Below are 16634 nucleotides of genomic sequence, written 5' to 3'. Positions count from 1 at the left end.
TTTAAATAAAATTTCACTTACTTTAAGCATTCTTTGTTATAATTTCCCCGCCCATCTTTTTTGAGATTTGTTTGGGGTGGGCATAAGTTTTAAAGACTTAGTTTAGAGGGATTTCCCTCGAAGAATTTTTGACTCTTTATTATTTAAGTTTTTGGACTCCTCTTTATTTGGGGAAGAGGAGTCTTTTAACTTTCTTTTATCTTATTTTCATACCCCTTTGCAAGATACAGCCCTAAAGCTCCCCATATAAAGGACAATCCTGCCCCCACTAAAAGTGTAATGCCCACTCCAAATTTAATAAGCACACCTTCAAGCTGTGAAGATATCGCATCACCACCACGATACACCACAGTATCAAAGAAGTTTTTGACTTTGTATTTAGAATCTGAATCTAGCGGCACAAAGAGCATTTCTCGTCCGGGCTTTACAAGTGCATATTCACCTACTCTACGCAAACTCATCACAATCACAAAGGGCAAAAACATCGGATGCGTAAAGCTTAGGATAATAAACCCCACACCCACCACAAAGCCCAGCAAAGAAAGCAGCCATTTCATACCTAAAAACTCCACAATCTTTGCAGTAAAAAAGATTTGGATAATAAAACTTGCCATTTGCACAATAAAATCAATATTAGCAAAAGCTTGTGTGCGTTCTTCACGCGTAAGGAAAAACTCTTTGATGATTCTAGCTTGCTCCACATACAAAAAGGTGCTGACACTTGTAAGCAACAAAATAAAAGCAAGAAACGCCAAAAGATACTTTGAGTGCATAATAAGGCTAAATCCCACAAAAGGATTCTTAGAGCCAATGGGCTTTTGGAATCTTTGCATAAAAGATTCTTTATTTGGGGCTAGATTGTGTGCTTCTTGGAGTAAAAACCATTTTATCACTAAGGCTAGGAGCAAAAACACGATAGAAACAAAAATAAAATTTGTATTGCCTATATGGGTAACAAGCAAGCTTACCATTGATGCTCCAACGATACTCCCAAGGCTTGCTCCAGCAGAGATAATGCCAAAGAGTCGCTTACTAGAATCTCTACTAAACACATCAGCAAGCAAACTCCACGCACTAGAAATCACAAAGAGATTAAACACCGATACCCACACATAAAACACGCGACAAAGCCAAATAAAGCCTTGTGTATGTGGAGATACTTGATTCATCGCGATATAAAAGACTAAAAGATTGAGGGCAAAAAAGAGATAGATAGCATTAAGATAATTTTTGCGTTTTACCCTCGTGCTAAGCCACATTGCAAGGAGTGAAGCAAGAAGTGTCGTGATAAAGGTGGCAAGAAAAAGCCATTTAATCTCTTTATCTCCACCCTCTATCCCAAACGCATCACGCAAAGGACGCAAGATAGCATAGCTTGCAAAAAGCAAAAAGATAAAACTCGCCGCATACAAAAAGAGCTTAAACTCTTCTTGCTTGAGATTAAATATTTTATAAAACAACATAGAATCCACTCACTTAAAATTAATTTCACAAGGTAAATTATAAGACCTTACACTTAGTGTTTGTCAAGTCAAAATTTAAAGAATTTTGCAACCCTCAAACATTAATCAAATATGGTAATTTGCGAAATAAAGCTAATTTCTAACTACAATTTTGCTTTGGGTTTTTCTATCTTTATGCAGCATTACACAAAGCTTGTAATGCTCTTGTGCCAAGCATAGAGATTCTTAGATTTTAGAATCTCCCAAACTCGCTAGAGAATCCCCTGCTTTAGCAAGATTGCAAAGGATTTTATTTGCATAACTTAGGGCTAACTTTAAGCTAGCTTATTATAAAATAATATTTTTTTATGTTTTAATATTTTTAGTTTAAAATTTTATTAACTTTGATAAGAATTTTAGAGGAGTTATTTATATGAGAAAATTTCTGATTCTATCTTTGGCTTGCAGCTCAGCATTAGCAGTAAATAATGGAGATACTTGGGCGGGAAGCTTTCAAGAGAGTAATGTAACATTAAATGATGGGGATAGTATTAATGTAACTTTGCAAAGAGACCCAAACTTTCCAAATAACAGAGGAAATAATTTTGGTTATAACGGTGGAACAAATTTTGAATATTCTACCACTTTAGGTTCATCAACCCTTATATTCGAGGCTGATAGCTCTATAAAAGATATGGCATACTACCATAATGTTGGAAATACTATAACAATCAATCAAAATTCAAATTTAATTTGGAATCTAAATACAAGCGGAGGTTTTATTGTCAATGGGGCTATTAATGTAAATGGCGGAACATTAACTTTAAATAAAGCAAGTATTTTAGATAAACAAGCAGAAGGGACGATTAGAGTTTCAAATGGTGGAATACTCAAAGTAACAAATGTCAATATCTTTAAAAATGTAACAGGGAAAAATGCAAATGCAAGCTTAATTAATGATGGTGGGACAATTAATATTGCAGGAAATCTTTACAACAACAATAAACAACTTAGCTCTTATGTCAAACCTACAAATGGTGGATATATTTTACAAAATGATGGGACAACTACCATAGGTGGCAATTTTGACAATAGTGGCTTTAGTGCTGGTTCTGGATTTGATAATGGACAAAGAACAAATGCACTATTGGAAATCAAAGGTGGAATTTTTGAGGTTAAGGGAAATTTTGAAAATGGAAAAAACGATTCAAGTTTTTATTATGACTATTTTGGGCAAGGAACACTAAACGCTTCAGGCGATTCTGAAGTGATTGTCGGAAATGATTTTATCAGTGACGCACAAGGAGAGGATTTAGCAGGGGGGGGGGCTTTATCGCTCTTCTGTAAATCTCTCTGATAATGCGATTTTGAGAGTTGGAAATTCTTTCAAAGCTTATCGTAGCGATATTTCATTGACAGATTTATCAAGCATTTACACAAAGGATTTTTTCCTAGATACAACTGCTAATATCAAATTTATCGGCGGTGGTAGCGGATTTGGCTCTATCAATGCTTCTAATTCTGCAACTTTTGATGGCGGTGTGGAGTTTAAGCTCGCTAATCCTTTGATGCAAACCGATAATAAAACCTATCTAATTTTGGACACGCCTAGCCTAAATGGGACAAGCTTACAAGAGGGCAAAGTCGAGGTGATTGGCTCTAGCGGAGGAACGATTAATAATGCCGAGATTGTAAAAGTGGGCGATAAATATTATTTAAGTTTTAATGGTGCGATACCCCCTATAGACCCCGATATAGGTGGAGGCGATGGCAGTGGTGGCTCAGGTGGAGATTCTGGAAATGGAGGTAGCGATGGCGGAAATACCGGAGGTGGTGGAGAAACCGGCGGTGATTCTGGTGATTCTGGGAATGGAGGAAATCAAGGCGGTAGTGGCGGTGATTCTGGAGATTCTGGAAACGATGGAAATCAAGGCGGAGATGGACAAGGTGGCAATGAAGGTGGAGAACCCGGGAATGGTGGTGATTCTGAAGGCGATTCTAATGGTGATAACTCTGATGGAAATCAAGGCGGTGGAGAAACTGGGGGAGATTCAGGACAAGGAGGGAATCCGGGCGGAAGCGGTGATTCTGATGTAGATAATCCCGATGATGAGAATCAAGGCGGTGATAATAACGGCGATTCTGGAAATGGAGGAAATCAAGGAAGTGGCGATTTAGGCGGCGGAAGTGAGAGTGGAGGGGACAACCCACAAAAGCCTAATCGCCCAACTTCTAATAATCCTGTTTATAACGCTATTTATGAAGCTTTGGTAGGAAAAGGCGGAATCATCGATGATGAGGCAACTTTGCACAAAGCAACACAAACAATAGAAAAGCAACTTGACCACATCAAAGAAGGTCCTAAATCCTATCAAGGCTCGGTAATGCACCACAATATGCTAGGGCGAATCGCCCATACGACAAGGACTCAATACACACTTAATTCGCAGCAAAAATACGCAAGCATTGCTGGGGATTATGTGAGAATGCCTTATTTTGAAAAAGAAGAGACCCAAAACAATGTGTATGTGAATGTGTTAGCTGGGTATTCCCATTATAAAGATAGCGATACTTCAGATTATGGAATCAATTTTGGTTATGACAAAGAGATAAAAGATAGCTTTTTTGGCGGAATCTACGGCTCTGTGAGCAAACGCAATATGAAAGCTGAGAATATGGACCTCGATGGGTATAATTATAATATCGGTTTGTATGGGAGGAGCCATTTAACCAAAGCAGTGGAACTTGATATGCTTGGATACTATACAAATTCCCAAAGTGAATACACAAGGACTTTTGCAGGAATTGGAAATAATACAGCCTCTTATGATACGCACAATATTGGCTTTCAAGCAAGACTTGGATACCGAGTGAAGTTTGAAAATGGGCACAGCTTAAAGCCTTATATTGGATTTTTTGGAAGTTATTATCATATGCCACAATACAGAGAAAATGGGAATGTCCTGCCCATAACAAGAAGCGAAAATGACTTTATGAATCTCTATGGTGCTGTGGGTGTGGAATACCGCAAAATCAATGAGAATGGCGGTTCTTTTTTTGTGGCAATAGAGGGGGTTCAAGGGAAGCCGGTTTTTGGCGATAAAGATTATGAAGTGAGAATGGGAGTCTCTAGAATCAAATATGAAAATGAAGAGGAGTTTTTTGGGTCAGTTTTTGCAGGGGCTAATTTGCCTATTAGCGAAAATTGGGATTTGAGTGCGACTGTTATGGCACAAGCTTATGATAATGGGCTTACTTCTGTGAGCGGTAGTGTCGGGCTTAGGTATGCTTTCTAAATTAGGGATTGATTTCTAAGAGAACTAGCATTTTAGGCTTTGTAGATTCTTCTTATAGGAAGTTTATGGATTTCAAAAAAGGCAAAAAGAGTAGAATCAAAGCAGAAAGGGCAGAATCAAGGCTGTGGTAATTGTATTTTTTTGAATCTACTTTGTAATATTTGTCTTTGTATATCTATCTAAGCGTTTATTTGGGGCAGTTAGTTTTATCGGGCAATTCACTTTTGTGTATATCTTCAACACCACAAGCCTCATAATACCCTTGCGACCAAGCACATAGAGATTCTATCACAGGCTTTAGAGCCTCTCCTAATCTTGTGAGTGAATACTCCGTCTTTGGCGGCACGACAGGATAGAGTGTGCGGGTGATGATACCATCAGATTCTAGCTCTTTTAGCTGTTGAGAAAGCATTTTAGGAGTGGCATTTGGCAGGGCTTTAGCGATTTGGTTGTATCGCAATGCCCCTTTCATCAAGTGATAAATAATCATTATTTTATACTTGCCTCCAATCATCGCAATCCCAGCTTCCATCGTGCAATGATAAGATTCTAACTTTTGTCTTTTTTCTTCTGTGATATCTAAGTGAATTTCTGAATCTTTTTTGCGTTTTGCCATAATATACTCCAACATTGAAACTATGTAATTAAACTATGTAAAAGTATAGTATATTACATAAATGATATTATATTACAAAAAAGTGCATTCTTGACACAAAAATATTAAAAAGATTATAATTTCATCACAAATTTCAAGTTCAAGGAAACACAATGCAAACCATCACTTTAAATAATGGTGTAAAAATGCCAATCTTAGGCTATGGCGTTTTTCAAATCGACCCAAAAGAAACACAAAAATGCGTAGAAGATGCTCTAGAAGTGGGGTATCGCCTCATCGATACTGCCGCAGCATATAGAAATGAAGAAGCCGTAGGTGCAGCAATCAAATCAAGTGGGATAAAACGCGAAGAGCTTTTTATCACTACAAAGCTTTGGATTGATGATGTGAGCGAGGCACAAGCAATAAAAGCCTTTGAATCTTCAATGCAAAAATTAGGACTAGAGTATCTTGACCTCTATCTTATCCACCAACCCTATAACGACCTCTATGGGGCATGGCGAAGCTTAAGCAAACTCTATAAAGAAGGCAAAATCAAAGCCATTGGAGTAAGTAACTTTTATAGCGATAGAATCACGGATTTTTGCCTTCATAATGAGATTATCCCTGCACTTAATCAAATAGAATGCCACCCATTTTTTCAAAAGCAAGAGGAGCAAAAAATCCTAAAAGAATATAACATTGCTATGCAATCGTGGGCGTCCTTTGCTGAAGGGAAAAATGATATTTTTACAAACTCTACTTTGCAAAATATCGGAGCAAAATATGGCAAAAGCGTGGCACAAGTGATTTTACGCTGGCTTATCCAAAGAGAAATCGCAGTGATTCCAAAGACTTTACGCAAAGAGCGTATGAGGGAGAATTTTAATGTTTTTGACTTTGAACTAGATTCTAGCGATATGGAAATGATTGCAAAACTCGATGAAAATAAAACCTACTTTATAAACCACAGAGATGTGGAAAGCGTGAAAATGCTTGCTAATTATATGAAACAATAAGGAAAAACTATGCAAACAATACTTTTATTAAATGGTGGCAAAGCCTTTGGTGAATCAGGTGGTAAGCTTAATGAGGCACTGCATAATGTGGCAAAAGAGACCTTAGAATCTCTAGGACTAAAGGTGCTTGAGACGCATATAGACAAGGGTTATGAGGTGGAAGCTGAACTCCAAAAGCTCCTAGATTCTGATGTTTGGATATGGCAGTTTCCGGGCTGGTGGATGGGTGAGCCATGGATTGTGAAAAAATACATAGATGAAGTGCTGTATGCTGGACATACCAAACTCTATACTAATGATGGTAGAAGTAGGCAAGATCCAAGCAAAAAATATGGTAGCGGCGGATTAGCCCAAGGCAAAAAATATCTCTTTAGCACGACTTGGAATGCCCCACTAGAGGCATTTACAGAATCTGGGCAGTTTTTTGAATCTCAAGGCATTGATGGATTGCTTTTCCATTTGCATAAGGCACACGAATTTATAGGGCTTAAAGCCCTGCCTAGCTTTATGTGTAATGATGTGCATAAAAACCCAGATTTTGAAAAATACAAGGCAGATTATAAAGCACATTTGCAAAAAGTATTTGCCCTATAACTAAGCCCATTGTGCATTTATCTTGTTAATGCGTCCTTTTAAATGGTATTGTGGAGTATTTTGTATTATAATTTCATCTTAAAATAAATGCACAGGAAGCAAAATGGCAAAACTCAAAAAAGATGAAATCAAAGTCCTAGGCTTAAGCTCACTTGGCGGAATGTTGGAGTTTTATGACTTCATTATTTTTGTATTTTTTACGCAAGTGATTTCTAGCCTCTTTTTCCCTAGCACACTTAGCCCCTTTTGGGCAAGCATAAATACCTATGGAGCATTTGCAGCGGGCTACTTTGCAAGACCCTTAGGTGGGATCATTATGGCACATTTTGGGGATAAAAGCGGACGCAAAAAGATGTTTATGCTCTCTATTTTGCTTATGGTGATTCCGACCTTTGCACTAGGGCTTATGCCAACCTTTGAAAGTATCGGCTATGCTGCACCTATCGCCCTCTTGGTAATTCGAATCTTGCAAGGCATTGCTATTGGTGGAGAGCTACCAGGAGCGTGGGTATTTGTCTATGAACATAGCAATCAGCAATCACTAGGCTTTCATCTTGGAATCTTTACAAGTGCCGTAGTTTCTGGAATCTTGCTTGGTAGCATTGTTACTTTGGCGATTAATGTGAGTTTTACTCAAGAAGAGATTTGGGAATACGCATGGCGGATACCCTTTATCCTTGGGGGGATTTTTGGGATTATCTCACTCTTTTTGCGAAAATTTTTGAATGAAACGCCGGTATTTCAAGAGATTCTAGCCCTCAAGCAAACACAGAATCTCCCTATCAAAGAAGTGTTTAGAACTTCACAATTTAGCGTGATAAAATCCTTTTTTAGCACTTGGATTTTGACAGGCTGTGTCGTGATAACCGTGCTTTTGACCCCAAATCTCTTAGGCGAAGTGTTTAATCTCAATCCTATTTCAAAAGTGATCTATCAAATTATCGCGATATTTTTTCTTGCTTCTGGCAATGTCTTTGCAGGGATTATTAGCGATAAGCTTGGAGTGGCAAGGGCAAGTTTGTTCTTTGGCATTGCTTTGGCGGTATTTGCCTTGGGCTTTTATTGCAGTGTAAATTATGGGAATATACCTCTTGATGTGCTATTGCTTTTATACTATCTTATGGCATTTAGTGCGGGGCTTATGGTTTTTACACCCATTGTGATGACGCAAAGCTTCCCAGCAACTATCCGATATAGCGGAATTTCCTTTGCATATAATATTTCTTATGCCCTCTTTGGCGGGCTAACGCCTATATTTTTTGCGTGGGCAAAGGAAAGTGGACAGATTCTAGCACTTGGTTGGTATATGGTGCTTTTGGGAATCTTAACAGTAATTATTGGCAAAATGCACAAAAAACAAATATCATAAAGTTGTTATTTTGGCATTATGCAAAGTTATTGATATACTATATCTTTTTAACTTTCTAAAAGTATAGTATATTACAAAAAAGTATGTATTTACTTTATTGATAGAATTTGCTACCATTTTGCTTTGTTGTGTTGATACAAAGGATTTAGAATGCACAAGCACACAATGCAGATTCTGTATATTTTTACATTATTTGTTGGCATACAGATTCTAAGTTTTCACGCATTTGCAAAGGAGGCAGTAATGGGCGAATCTACAAAGCAAGGCATAATGGTACATAACCCAAAAGGCGCAATTGGTAATAATTTCAAAGAATCTGGGGCTAGCACGGCGATTGTGATTGATAATAAGATTGTTAAGATTTCAGGGCAAGGCGGCTGGGATAGGGATTTTAATTTCCCACATAAAGAGCTAAAGGACGAAATCAATCAAGCCTTTGAAAATGTCGGCTTTGTCTTAGAATCTGCTGGGAGTAGTTGGAGTGAGGTGTATAGCGTAACGATATACCTCACAGGCAAGATAACAGATGAGATAAATGAGCTTATGGCTTCTCAATTTAAAAAGCGATGTAAGATAGCTCCTATATGGACTATGGTGCAAGTCGCTGGGCTTGGATTGCCGCAAATGCGTGTAGAAGTCGTGGTAGAGGCGTATAAAGGGGCTAGAAAATGAACACCTTAAGACTACTCTACCCGCAATGGCAAGGCGGTGATATAGCAAGCTTAGTGCCGGAGCTAAGTAAAAAGGATTCTAGCTTGGGCTATTATTTGGGTGCGGAGCTTTTGGAGTTTTTAGCCCCTAAAAACATAGCTAGCAAAACCGCCAAAGTGCCTATCTCGCTTGAATATAACAGAGAATCTAAAAATGGCATTTTAAACTATGATGAGATTGTTGCACAAAGCAAGGCGGCACTAGAGATTTTAAACACACATAAGCCTGATAAGATCCTAACGCTTGGGGGCGAATGCTCTGTCTCTGTCGTGCCTTTTACTTACTTAGCGAATAAATACAAAGATGATGTGGCTATCGTGTGGATAGACGCACATAAGGATTTGAATCTACAAGGCGATAGTTATGAGGGCTACCACGCTATGGCATTAGCGGCTACCTTTGGGCTTATCGATAAAGATGGCATTGCTAAGATTTTACCCGATCATTTTAGCCCTAAAGATTCTATCCTTGTGGGTGTGCGAGACTTTGAAGGTAAAAAAGAGCGATGTGAGGAAATAGGCGTGAAAGTCTTAAGCCCAGAGGAATCTAGAGATTCTACAAAGCTCTTAGAATGGCTTAAAAGCAGGGGTAAATCTAAGGTGGTGGTGCATTTTGACTTAGATGTGCTAGATCCTAGCGAACTAGCAATGGCGGTTGGCGTGGTAGAAAATGGGCTAAAGATAGCCGAGGTAGTAAATCTCATCAATGCCATAAACACAAACTACGATTTAGTAGGACTTAGCATAGCCGAGCATATGCCAAGAGTAGCGATAAAGCTAAGAAATATGATGAGGGAGTTGCCGCTGTTTGAATAATACAATGAATCTCTCTATCTTATTACAAGGTTTTGCGCTCTCTTTTTCACTCTTTGCAGCCATTGGGGCACAGAATGTCTTTGTGCTAAAACAAGGCATTATGAAAAACCATATCCTTGCTGTTTGTCTTGTGTGCATAGCGTGTGATGTGGTGCTTATCGCGCTTGGCGTATTTGGTGTGGCAGGAATTTTTAGTCAAAACCCCTATCTTACTATCACTCTTGGTGCTTTGGGGACTTTATTTGTGCTAAGCTATGGACTTTTGGCACTTAAATCCGCTTTTAAAACAAAAGCATTAAAAAGCCTTAACCCGGATTCTCGCGCAACCTCGCTAAGTAGTATTATTTTACAAACCCTTGCTATCACGCTATTAAATCCCCATGTGTATATCGATACTATAGTTGTGATAGGGGCGTATTCACTGACTTTGGATTCTGCACAAAAAATCATATTTTATGTTGGGGCAATGAGTGCATCATTACTGTGGTTTGCAAGTCTTGGATTTTTTTCCCACAAAGCAAGGCTATGGTTTCAAACACCCAAAACTTGGGAGATTGTGGATTTTATCACTGCTCTTATTATGTTTGGCATAGCCTATGGACTTTGGAGATTTACATTAGCCCAACTCTCATTGATTTGAAATCCTACTTAAATGCCATAAATTCATTTTGGCTTCTATTTAATCGCTAAGGCTGCTTAAATACACAAACTCTAGCTACAAAACCACACAATAAAAACAAATGTCCCTAGAATTTCACCCTTTTCTTGCGTTTGACATATTCTTGATTAAGAGGATTTATATCATCTTTTTGCTTGGCTATCATATCTTTGTAATACGCCACTTTATAATCAAGCTTTTCTAGCACTACTTGAAGCTTTTCTATATCATCAAGCGTTTTTTGCCTCTGTCTTTGGATAATCTCTAGCCGCTCTTGTGCGCTGCTCTCGCCCTTAGCACATAGTGTAATGTAATGCTTGATATCCTCTATACTCATACCAATTTGACGATAGCAATCTATCCAAAACACCCACTGCACATCTTTTTCGCTAAAATACCGCACGCCATTGCTATCCTTTTGCACAAAAGGAAAAAGCCCCTTATCCGCCCAAAATCTAAGCGTCCTAGAGGCTACGCCCGTCTTTCTCTCTACTTCGATGATTGTGTATGCCATACGCTCTCCTTAGTGTTTAAATGTAGTAATTGCTATAAATGCCCACCTAAGCATTTCAGCCCAACAAATACTTTTTATACTCCTCAAATGGCAGGGCATTAAAATCCTCCGCATAAATGCAAAATGGTGGTTTTATACGCATAGCTCTTCGCTCAAAACCATAATACATAGGCTTTAATAACTCCTCTATGCTTGCATTGCTACCCTCATAATCGCTTTTATGTCCGCCCATTGTGCTAACCACGCCAAAGGATTTATCTTTAAAGATTTGCTCCTTATAAATAGGCGTTAGAACCTCGTCCTGCCAATGCTTTAGCAAGGCTGGGACGCTATACCAAAAAAGCGGGAATTGCCATATAATGCTTTGTGCCTCCCTGACAAGATTTATTTGAGCCTTTGTATCGATGTGATAGTCTGGATACAAGAGGCTAAGATTTTGCACACATACAGAATCTAGCGTACTTGCCTCCTCTATCAATGCCTTATTTACCACAGAATCTTTAAAATAACTATGTGCGAAAAGTAGTAGTGTTTTCATTCTTGCTCCCTTATTTACTCTCTTTATTTGCCAACTCTTTTTGCCGCATCGACGCTGTATCGCTCACCGACAATCTTTATAGAATCTAGCCTAGCATTGATAGAATCTAGCTCTTTTTGACTAAGGCTTACACTTAGTGCGCCTAAATTCTCATCTAATCTCTCAAGGCTAGTAGTGCCAAAGATAGGCACGATATAGGGCTTTTGGGCGAGATTCCATGCTAGGGCGATTTGAGCCTTTGTAGTGTTTTTAGCTTGTGCTATACCCTCTAGCTCATCTATTAGGGCTAGATTGGCTTTTATATTTTCTTGGTTAAATCGCGGCACCGTGCTTCTAAAATCATCATTCTTAAAGCTAGAATTAGCACCAATCCTGCCCGTTAAAAAGCCCTTGCCTAGAGGGCTAAATGCCACAAAGCCAATGCCTCGCTCCTCTAAAACATCAAAAAGCTCCTTTTCTGGCTCACGCCACCACATCGAGTATTCGCTCTGAATTGCAGTGAGTGGAAAGACGCTATGGGCTTTCTTTATAGTCTCTATACCCGCCTCACTAAGCCCCCCAAGCCTTGATTTTGCCTTGTTTATGAAATTCTGCCATAAGATTTGCCACCTCCTCAATGGGTGTGTTCGTATCAACTCTATGCTGATAATACAAATCTATACATTCTATGTTAAGTCGCTTCAAACTCCCCTCTATACTCTTTTTAATCACCTCAAGGGAGCTATTTACGATTTGCCTTTTATCCTCTATTGACATAGTAATGCCAAATTTCGTAGCCACCATGATTTTATCCCTAAAGCCCTTAATCGCACTGCCTACAAGCTCCTCATTTGTGTAGGGTCCATACACTTCGGCAGTATCAAAAAAGTTAATGCCCCTATCATAAGCTTTTGCGATAAGCTCACGCATCTCTTTAACATCTTTTGGCTTACCATAGCCATAGCTCATACCCATACAGCCAAGCTCCAAGGCACTTGCTTCTAAATCACCTAATTTTCGCTTTTGCATTTTCTCTCCTTGTTACCTTAAACTTTGCAAGGATTCTACAACCTAACATCTAGTGTTTGTCAAGAGAAAATAATGAAAGAAATGTAATATTTATCCAACACTATCAAACACTATCAAGAAGGACTATTATGTACATTTGAATTATTTGATTCTTGATTAGATTCTTTAGATAAATTAATCTCTTGAATCTTATTTAGATTCTTAGATTCTTTTAGTTGATTTAGATTCTTTGTATCTTGAATCTTAGAATCTTTTTGTAAAGATTGCAGTTTGGATTTTTTGGTGATTTTAGAATCTTTAGCAATCTTAAAATCTTTTTGTAAATTAAAATCAAGATTGGATTCTTTAATTTTGGATTCTTGAATCTTATTTAGATTCTTTGCAAGTTCTTTAGGATTTGAGTTTTTAAGAGTATTGAGAGTATTTAAAGAGTTAATTAAAGGCTTATTTGCCCCCCCCCCCCCCATACTATAACAGAATTAGGATTGTTTGACATTTTGGCTCCTTTATAAGATATTTAAATTTACAAACAAAGAAAAACATTTTTAAAAGAAATTTTAAAAGAGATTCTTTGATTTATAAATTCATAAAAGATATTATACTACTAAATTTAGATAAAGTTGATAAAATAAAAATAAAATAATTGCAATAAAGAGATAGGGTAGTTTTATAAAATATTTAATCTCAATATCAAACAAGAATAAGCAATTAGAAAGATTAGAGTAAATATAAATATTAAGAGCAATTTTGAAAGATATACCCATTGTTCTTTTTACACTCTCATCTCCGCACCGTCCTACTTTACCACATCTGAAAGTTGCAGTATCATCAGCGAAGAAGAGCTTAACTTCTAGGTTCGGAATGGAGCTAGGTGGAACCTCTTCTCTATTAGCACGAAGATGACAATGTAAAAAACCTATAATCTGTTTCCTATATTCATTTAAAAGATAAAATAAACATTTAAATCCTATTCTTCTAAATCTCTATAAGAAATAACTATCACTTTGTTTCACTAAGATTAACTTTAGAGTGTATTTACACTCATTAAGGCAGTGGCTTTAAAGTCTTTATATTAAGCCAAACGGTCTATTAGTAGTAGTCAGCTAAACATATTACTATGCTTACACCCCTACCCTATCAAGCAGGTAGTCTTCCTGCGACCTTCAGGGAAAGTTCATCTTGGAGTTGGCTTCACGCTTAGATGCTTTCAGCGTTTATCACATCCATACGTAGCTACGCTGCGATGCCCATAGCAGGACAACAGCTACACCAGTGGTATGTCCATCCCGGTCCTCTCGTACTAGGGACAGATCTCCTCAACTTTCCTACGCCCACGGCAGATAGGGACCGAACTGTCTCACGACGTTCTGAACCCAGCTCGCGTACCGCTTTAAATGGCGAACAGCCATACCCTTGGGACCTGCTCCAGCCCCAGGATGCGATGAGCCGACATCGAGGTGCCAAACCTCCCCGTCGATGTGAGCTCTTGGGGGAGATCAGCCTGTTATCCCCGGGGTACCTTTTATCCTTTGAGCGATGACCCTTCCACACAGAATCACCGGATCACTATGACCGACTTTCGTCTCTGCTTGACTTGTTTGTCTTACAGTCAGGCTGGCTTATGCCATTACACTCTACAAATGATTTCCAACCATTTTGAGCCAACCTTTGCAAGCCTCCGTTACTTTTTAGGAGGCGACCGCCCCAGTCAAACTACCCACCAGGCATTGTCCTACTTGAGGATAACTCAAGCTAGTTAGCAGACAGAAACATTAAGGGTGGTATCTCAACGGTGGCTCCATCTCTACCAGAGTAAAGATTTCATAGCCTCCCACCTATGCTGCGCATAATGCTCCCATCGGCAGTGCCAAGCTGTAGTAAAGGTCCACGGGGTCTTTCCGTCTTGCCGCGGGTAGGAGGAATTTTCACCTCCACTACAATTTCACTGAATCACTCTTTGAGACAGCTCCCATCTCGTTACGCCATTCATGCAGGTCGGTATTTAACCGACAAGGAATTTCGCTACCTTAGGACCGTTATAGTTACGGCCGCCGTTTACTCGGGCTTCAATTCAAAGCTTCACATTGCTGCTGACTAATCCTCTTAACCTTCGAGCACCGGGCAGGCGTCACACCTTATACTTCCTCTTACGAGTTGGCAAAGTGCTGTGTTTTTGGTAAACAGTCGGGAGGGACTCTTTGCTGAGACCTAATTGCTTAGGCACACCTTATCGCGAACTTACGGTGTTAGTTTGCAGAGTTCCTTAAAGAGAGTTCTTTCACGCGCCTTAGAATACTCATCTCATCTACCTGTGTCGGTTTGCGGTACGGGCAACATTAGCTAAACTTAGAAGCTTTTCTTGGCACGACGATCTTAACAATTCCCCTATCCATCCGAAGACTTCAAAGGGCCTGTTGGGTTTGGGATACGGGAGCGGATTTGCCAATCTCCTAACTTGCACCCTTCGGCTAGCATTTCTATCGGCTAACTTGTCTTGACCCTATGCGTCCCTCCATCGCACACTAATGTTGGTATTGGAATATTAACCAATTTTCCATCGACTACCCCTTTCGGACTTGTCTTAGGACCCGACTAACCCTACGATGACGAGCATAGCGTAGGAAACCTTAGATTTACGGCGAAGTGGATTCTCACCACTTTTATCGCTACTCATTCCTGCATGCTCACTTCACACCGCTCCACCACTCCTTACCGGTATGGCTTCAACGCTGATGTGAACGCTCTTCTACCACTGTGCATCAGCACAATCTACAACTTCGGTGTCTATCTTAGCCCCGTTATATTTTCAGCGCAAAATCACTAGACCAGTGAGCTGTTACGCTATCTTTAAAGGATGGCTGCTTCTAAGCCAACCTCCTGGTTGTCTAAGTAACTTCACATCTTTTTCCACTTAGAATAGAACTTTGGGACCTTAGTTGGTAGTCTGGGTTGTTCCCCTTTAGACGATTGATTTTATCACCCACCGCCTGACTCCCAAGATACGGTAATAGGTATTCGTAGTTTGACAGGGGTTGGTACCGCGGTGAGCAGCCCTAGCCCAATCAGAGCTCTACCCCCTATTACTATCACTTGAGGCTATACCTAAATATATTTCGAAGAGAACCAGCTATCACTGAGTTTGATTGGCCTTTCACCCCTATCCACAGCTCATCCCAACCCGTTTCAATGGGTACGAGTTCAGTCCTCCGGTGGGTGTTACCCCACTTTCAACTTGGCCATGGATAGATCACTCAGCTTCGGGTCTGCAGCATCTGACTTAATCGCCCTTTCAGACTCGCTTTCGCTACGGCTTCACATTAGTTTAACCTTGCCAGATACCACAACTCGCAGGATCATTATGCAAAAGGCAGTCCATCACCCTGATAAATCATAGGGCTCTGAATGATTGTAGGCAAATGGTTTCAGGTTCTATTTCACTCCGCTCACTGCGGTTCTTTTCACCTTTCCCTCACGGTACTGGTTCGCTATCGGTGTAGTAGTAGTATTTAGGGTTGGAGGGTGGTCCCCCCAGCTTCAGCCCGGATTTCACGTGTCCTGACCTACTCTGGATCCTGCTACCTAGCAATACTCTTTCATATACGGGACTATCACCCTCTATGGCTATCCTTTCCAGAATGTTCTATTAAAGTATTGCAGTGGATGTTGCAGTCCTCAACCCCAGATGCAAGCATCTGGTTTGCCCTGTTCCCCTTTCGCTCGCCGCTACTAAGAGAATCTCGTTTGATTTCTTTTCCTCTAGTTACTGAGATGTTTCACTTCACTAGGTTCGCTCCATTTAAGGTAATATGTATTGCTACATATTGGGTTGCCCCATTCGGAAATCTAGGGATCAAAGCTTCTTGACAGCTCCCCCTAGCTTATCGCAGTCTAGTACGTCCTTCATCGCCTCTACTACCCAAGGCATCCACCATTTGCCCTTCACAAGCTTAACTGACTTTATATTCTAACGCCACTGCCTTAATGAATGTAATATACAATTACAAACTTTAAGGCAAATCTTTAGTTATTATTTGCGTGATTGTAGTTATTTACTTATTATAGGCTTGAACAATGA

Annotated in this window: 14 protein-coding genes, 2 rRNA genes and 1 pseudogene; 9 read left to right on the top strand and 8 right to left on the bottom strand. The window is 39.5% G+C overall.

Annotated elements, in window-relative coordinates; genetic code table 11:
- Positions 1-185: 185 nt before the first annotated feature.
- Positions 186-1463, bottom strand: coding sequence for an NTP/NDP exchange transporter (locus EL247_RS00435; protein WP_126441907.1), 1278 nt, complete (start codon positions 1461-1463; stop codon positions 186-188).
- A 412-nt stretch (positions 1464-1875) separates the two neighbouring features.
- Between EL247_RS00435 and EL247_RS00430 the strand changes: the two genes are divergently transcribed.
- From EL247_RS00430 to EL247_RS08680, 3 genes are read left to right on the top strand one after another with little or no spacing between them, the layout of a single operon-like run.
- Complete coding sequence (locus tag EL247_RS00430) at positions 1876-2799, top strand: hypothetical protein (RefSeq protein ID WP_126441906.1); 924 nt, start codon at positions 1876-1878, stop codon at positions 2797-2799.
- Positions 2800-2809: 10 nt separating this feature from the next.
- Complete coding sequence (locus EL247_RS00425; protein WP_126441905.1) at positions 2810-4738, top strand: autotransporter outer membrane beta-barrel domain-containing protein; 1929 nt, start codon at positions 2810-2812, stop codon at positions 4736-4738.
- A gap of 8 nt (positions 4739-4746) precedes the next feature.
- Positions 4747-4869 carry a hypothetical protein gene (locus EL247_RS08680; protein ID WP_269470979.1) on the top strand — a complete coding sequence of 41 codons (123 nt, stop codon included), beginning with the start codon at positions 4747-4749 and terminating at the stop codon, positions 4867-4869.
- Positions 4870-4925: 56 nt separating this feature from the next.
- On the opposite strand, the gene EL247_RS00420 is transcribed toward EL247_RS08680, so the two are convergent.
- The gene (locus tag EL247_RS00420; RefSeq protein WP_071391357.1) at positions 4926-5354 is read right to left on the bottom strand and encodes a winged helix-turn-helix transcriptional regulator; all 429 of its coding nucleotides are present in this window, start codon (positions 5352-5354) and stop codon (positions 4926-4928) included.
- Positions 5355-5506: 152 nt separating this feature from the next.
- Here EL247_RS00420 and EL247_RS00415 point away from each other — a divergent pair, with 152 nt between their 5' ends.
- The 6 genes from EL247_RS00415 to EL247_RS00390 all read left to right on the top strand — a co-directional run bounded on the left by EL247_RS00415 (position 5507) and on the right by EL247_RS00390 (position 10481).
- A complete protein-coding gene (locus tag EL247_RS00415; RefSeq protein WP_054195298.1) occupies positions 5507-6352 on the top strand; it encodes an aldo/keto reductase in 846 nt (281 codons plus the stop codon).
- A 9-nt stretch (positions 6353-6361) separates the two neighbouring features.
- Complete coding sequence (locus tag EL247_RS00410) at positions 6362-6946, top strand: NAD(P)H-dependent oxidoreductase (protein WP_054195297.1); 585 nt, start codon at positions 6362-6364, stop codon at positions 6944-6946.
- 103 nt (positions 6947-7049) lie between these two features.
- Positions 7050-8315, top strand: coding sequence for an MFS transporter (locus EL247_RS00405; RefSeq protein WP_104745416.1), 1266 nt, complete (start codon positions 7050-7052; stop codon positions 8313-8315).
- A gap of 150 nt (positions 8316-8465) precedes the next feature.
- On the top strand, positions 8466-8987 hold the full coding sequence (locus tag EL247_RS00400; protein WP_104745417.1) for a Rid family hydrolase: 522 nt from the start codon (positions 8466-8468) through the stop codon (positions 8985-8987).
- Positions 8984-9841, top strand: coding sequence for an arginase family protein (locus EL247_RS00395; protein ID WP_126441904.1), 858 nt, complete (start codon positions 8984-8986; stop codon positions 9839-9841). The genes EL247_RS00400 and EL247_RS00395 overlap by 4 nt, the downstream gene beginning before the upstream one ends.
- Entirely contained in the window at positions 9834-10481 is a 648-nt protein-coding gene (locus EL247_RS00390; protein ID WP_232019767.1) for a LysE/ArgO family amino acid transporter, read from the top strand. The genes EL247_RS00395 and EL247_RS00390 overlap by 8 nt, the downstream gene beginning before the upstream one ends.
- A gap of 106 nt (positions 10482-10587) precedes the next feature.
- On the opposite strand, the gene EL247_RS00385 is transcribed toward EL247_RS00390, so the two are convergent.
- The 6 genes and pseudogenes from EL247_RS00385 to EL247_RS00360 all read right to left on the bottom strand — a co-directional run bounded on the left by EL247_RS00385 (position 10588) and on the right by EL247_RS00360 (position 16512).
- The gene (locus tag EL247_RS00385; protein WP_065826862.1) at positions 10588-11013 is read right to left on the bottom strand and encodes a MerR family transcriptional regulator; all 426 of its coding nucleotides are present in this window, start codon (positions 11011-11013) and stop codon (positions 10588-10590) included.
- Positions 11014-11068: 55 nt separating this feature from the next.
- Entirely contained in the window at positions 11069-11551 is a 483-nt protein-coding gene (locus EL247_RS00380) for an NAD(P)H-dependent oxidoreductase (protein WP_126441903.1), read from the bottom strand.
- Between the two features lie 23 nt (positions 11552-11574).
- Positions 11575-12559: pseudogene (locus tag EL247_RS00375) on the bottom strand (aldo/keto reductase).
- 113 nt (positions 12560-12672) lie between these two features.
- Positions 12673-13026 carry a hypothetical protein gene (locus EL247_RS00370; RefSeq protein WP_126441902.1) on the bottom strand — a complete coding sequence of 118 codons (354 nt, stop codon included), beginning with the start codon at positions 13024-13026 and terminating at the stop codon, positions 12673-12675.
- Positions 13027-13342: 316 nt separating this feature from the next.
- A 5S ribosomal RNA gene (gene rrf / locus EL247_RS00365) occupies positions 13343-13458 on the bottom strand.
- Between the two features lie 169 nt (positions 13459-13627).
- Positions 13628-16512, bottom strand: a 23S ribosomal RNA gene (locus EL247_RS00360).
- Between the last annotated feature and the right edge of the window lie 122 nt (positions 16513-16634).

The sequence above is a fragment of the Helicobacter pullorum genome (genome assembly GCF_900638355.1).
Taxonomy (GTDB): Bacteria; Campylobacterota; Campylobacteria; order Campylobacterales; family Helicobacteraceae; genus Helicobacter_D; species Helicobacter_D pullorum.
The sequence above is the reverse complement of the archived record's forward strand: the minus strand, read 5'-3'. Positions and strand labels throughout refer to the sequence as shown.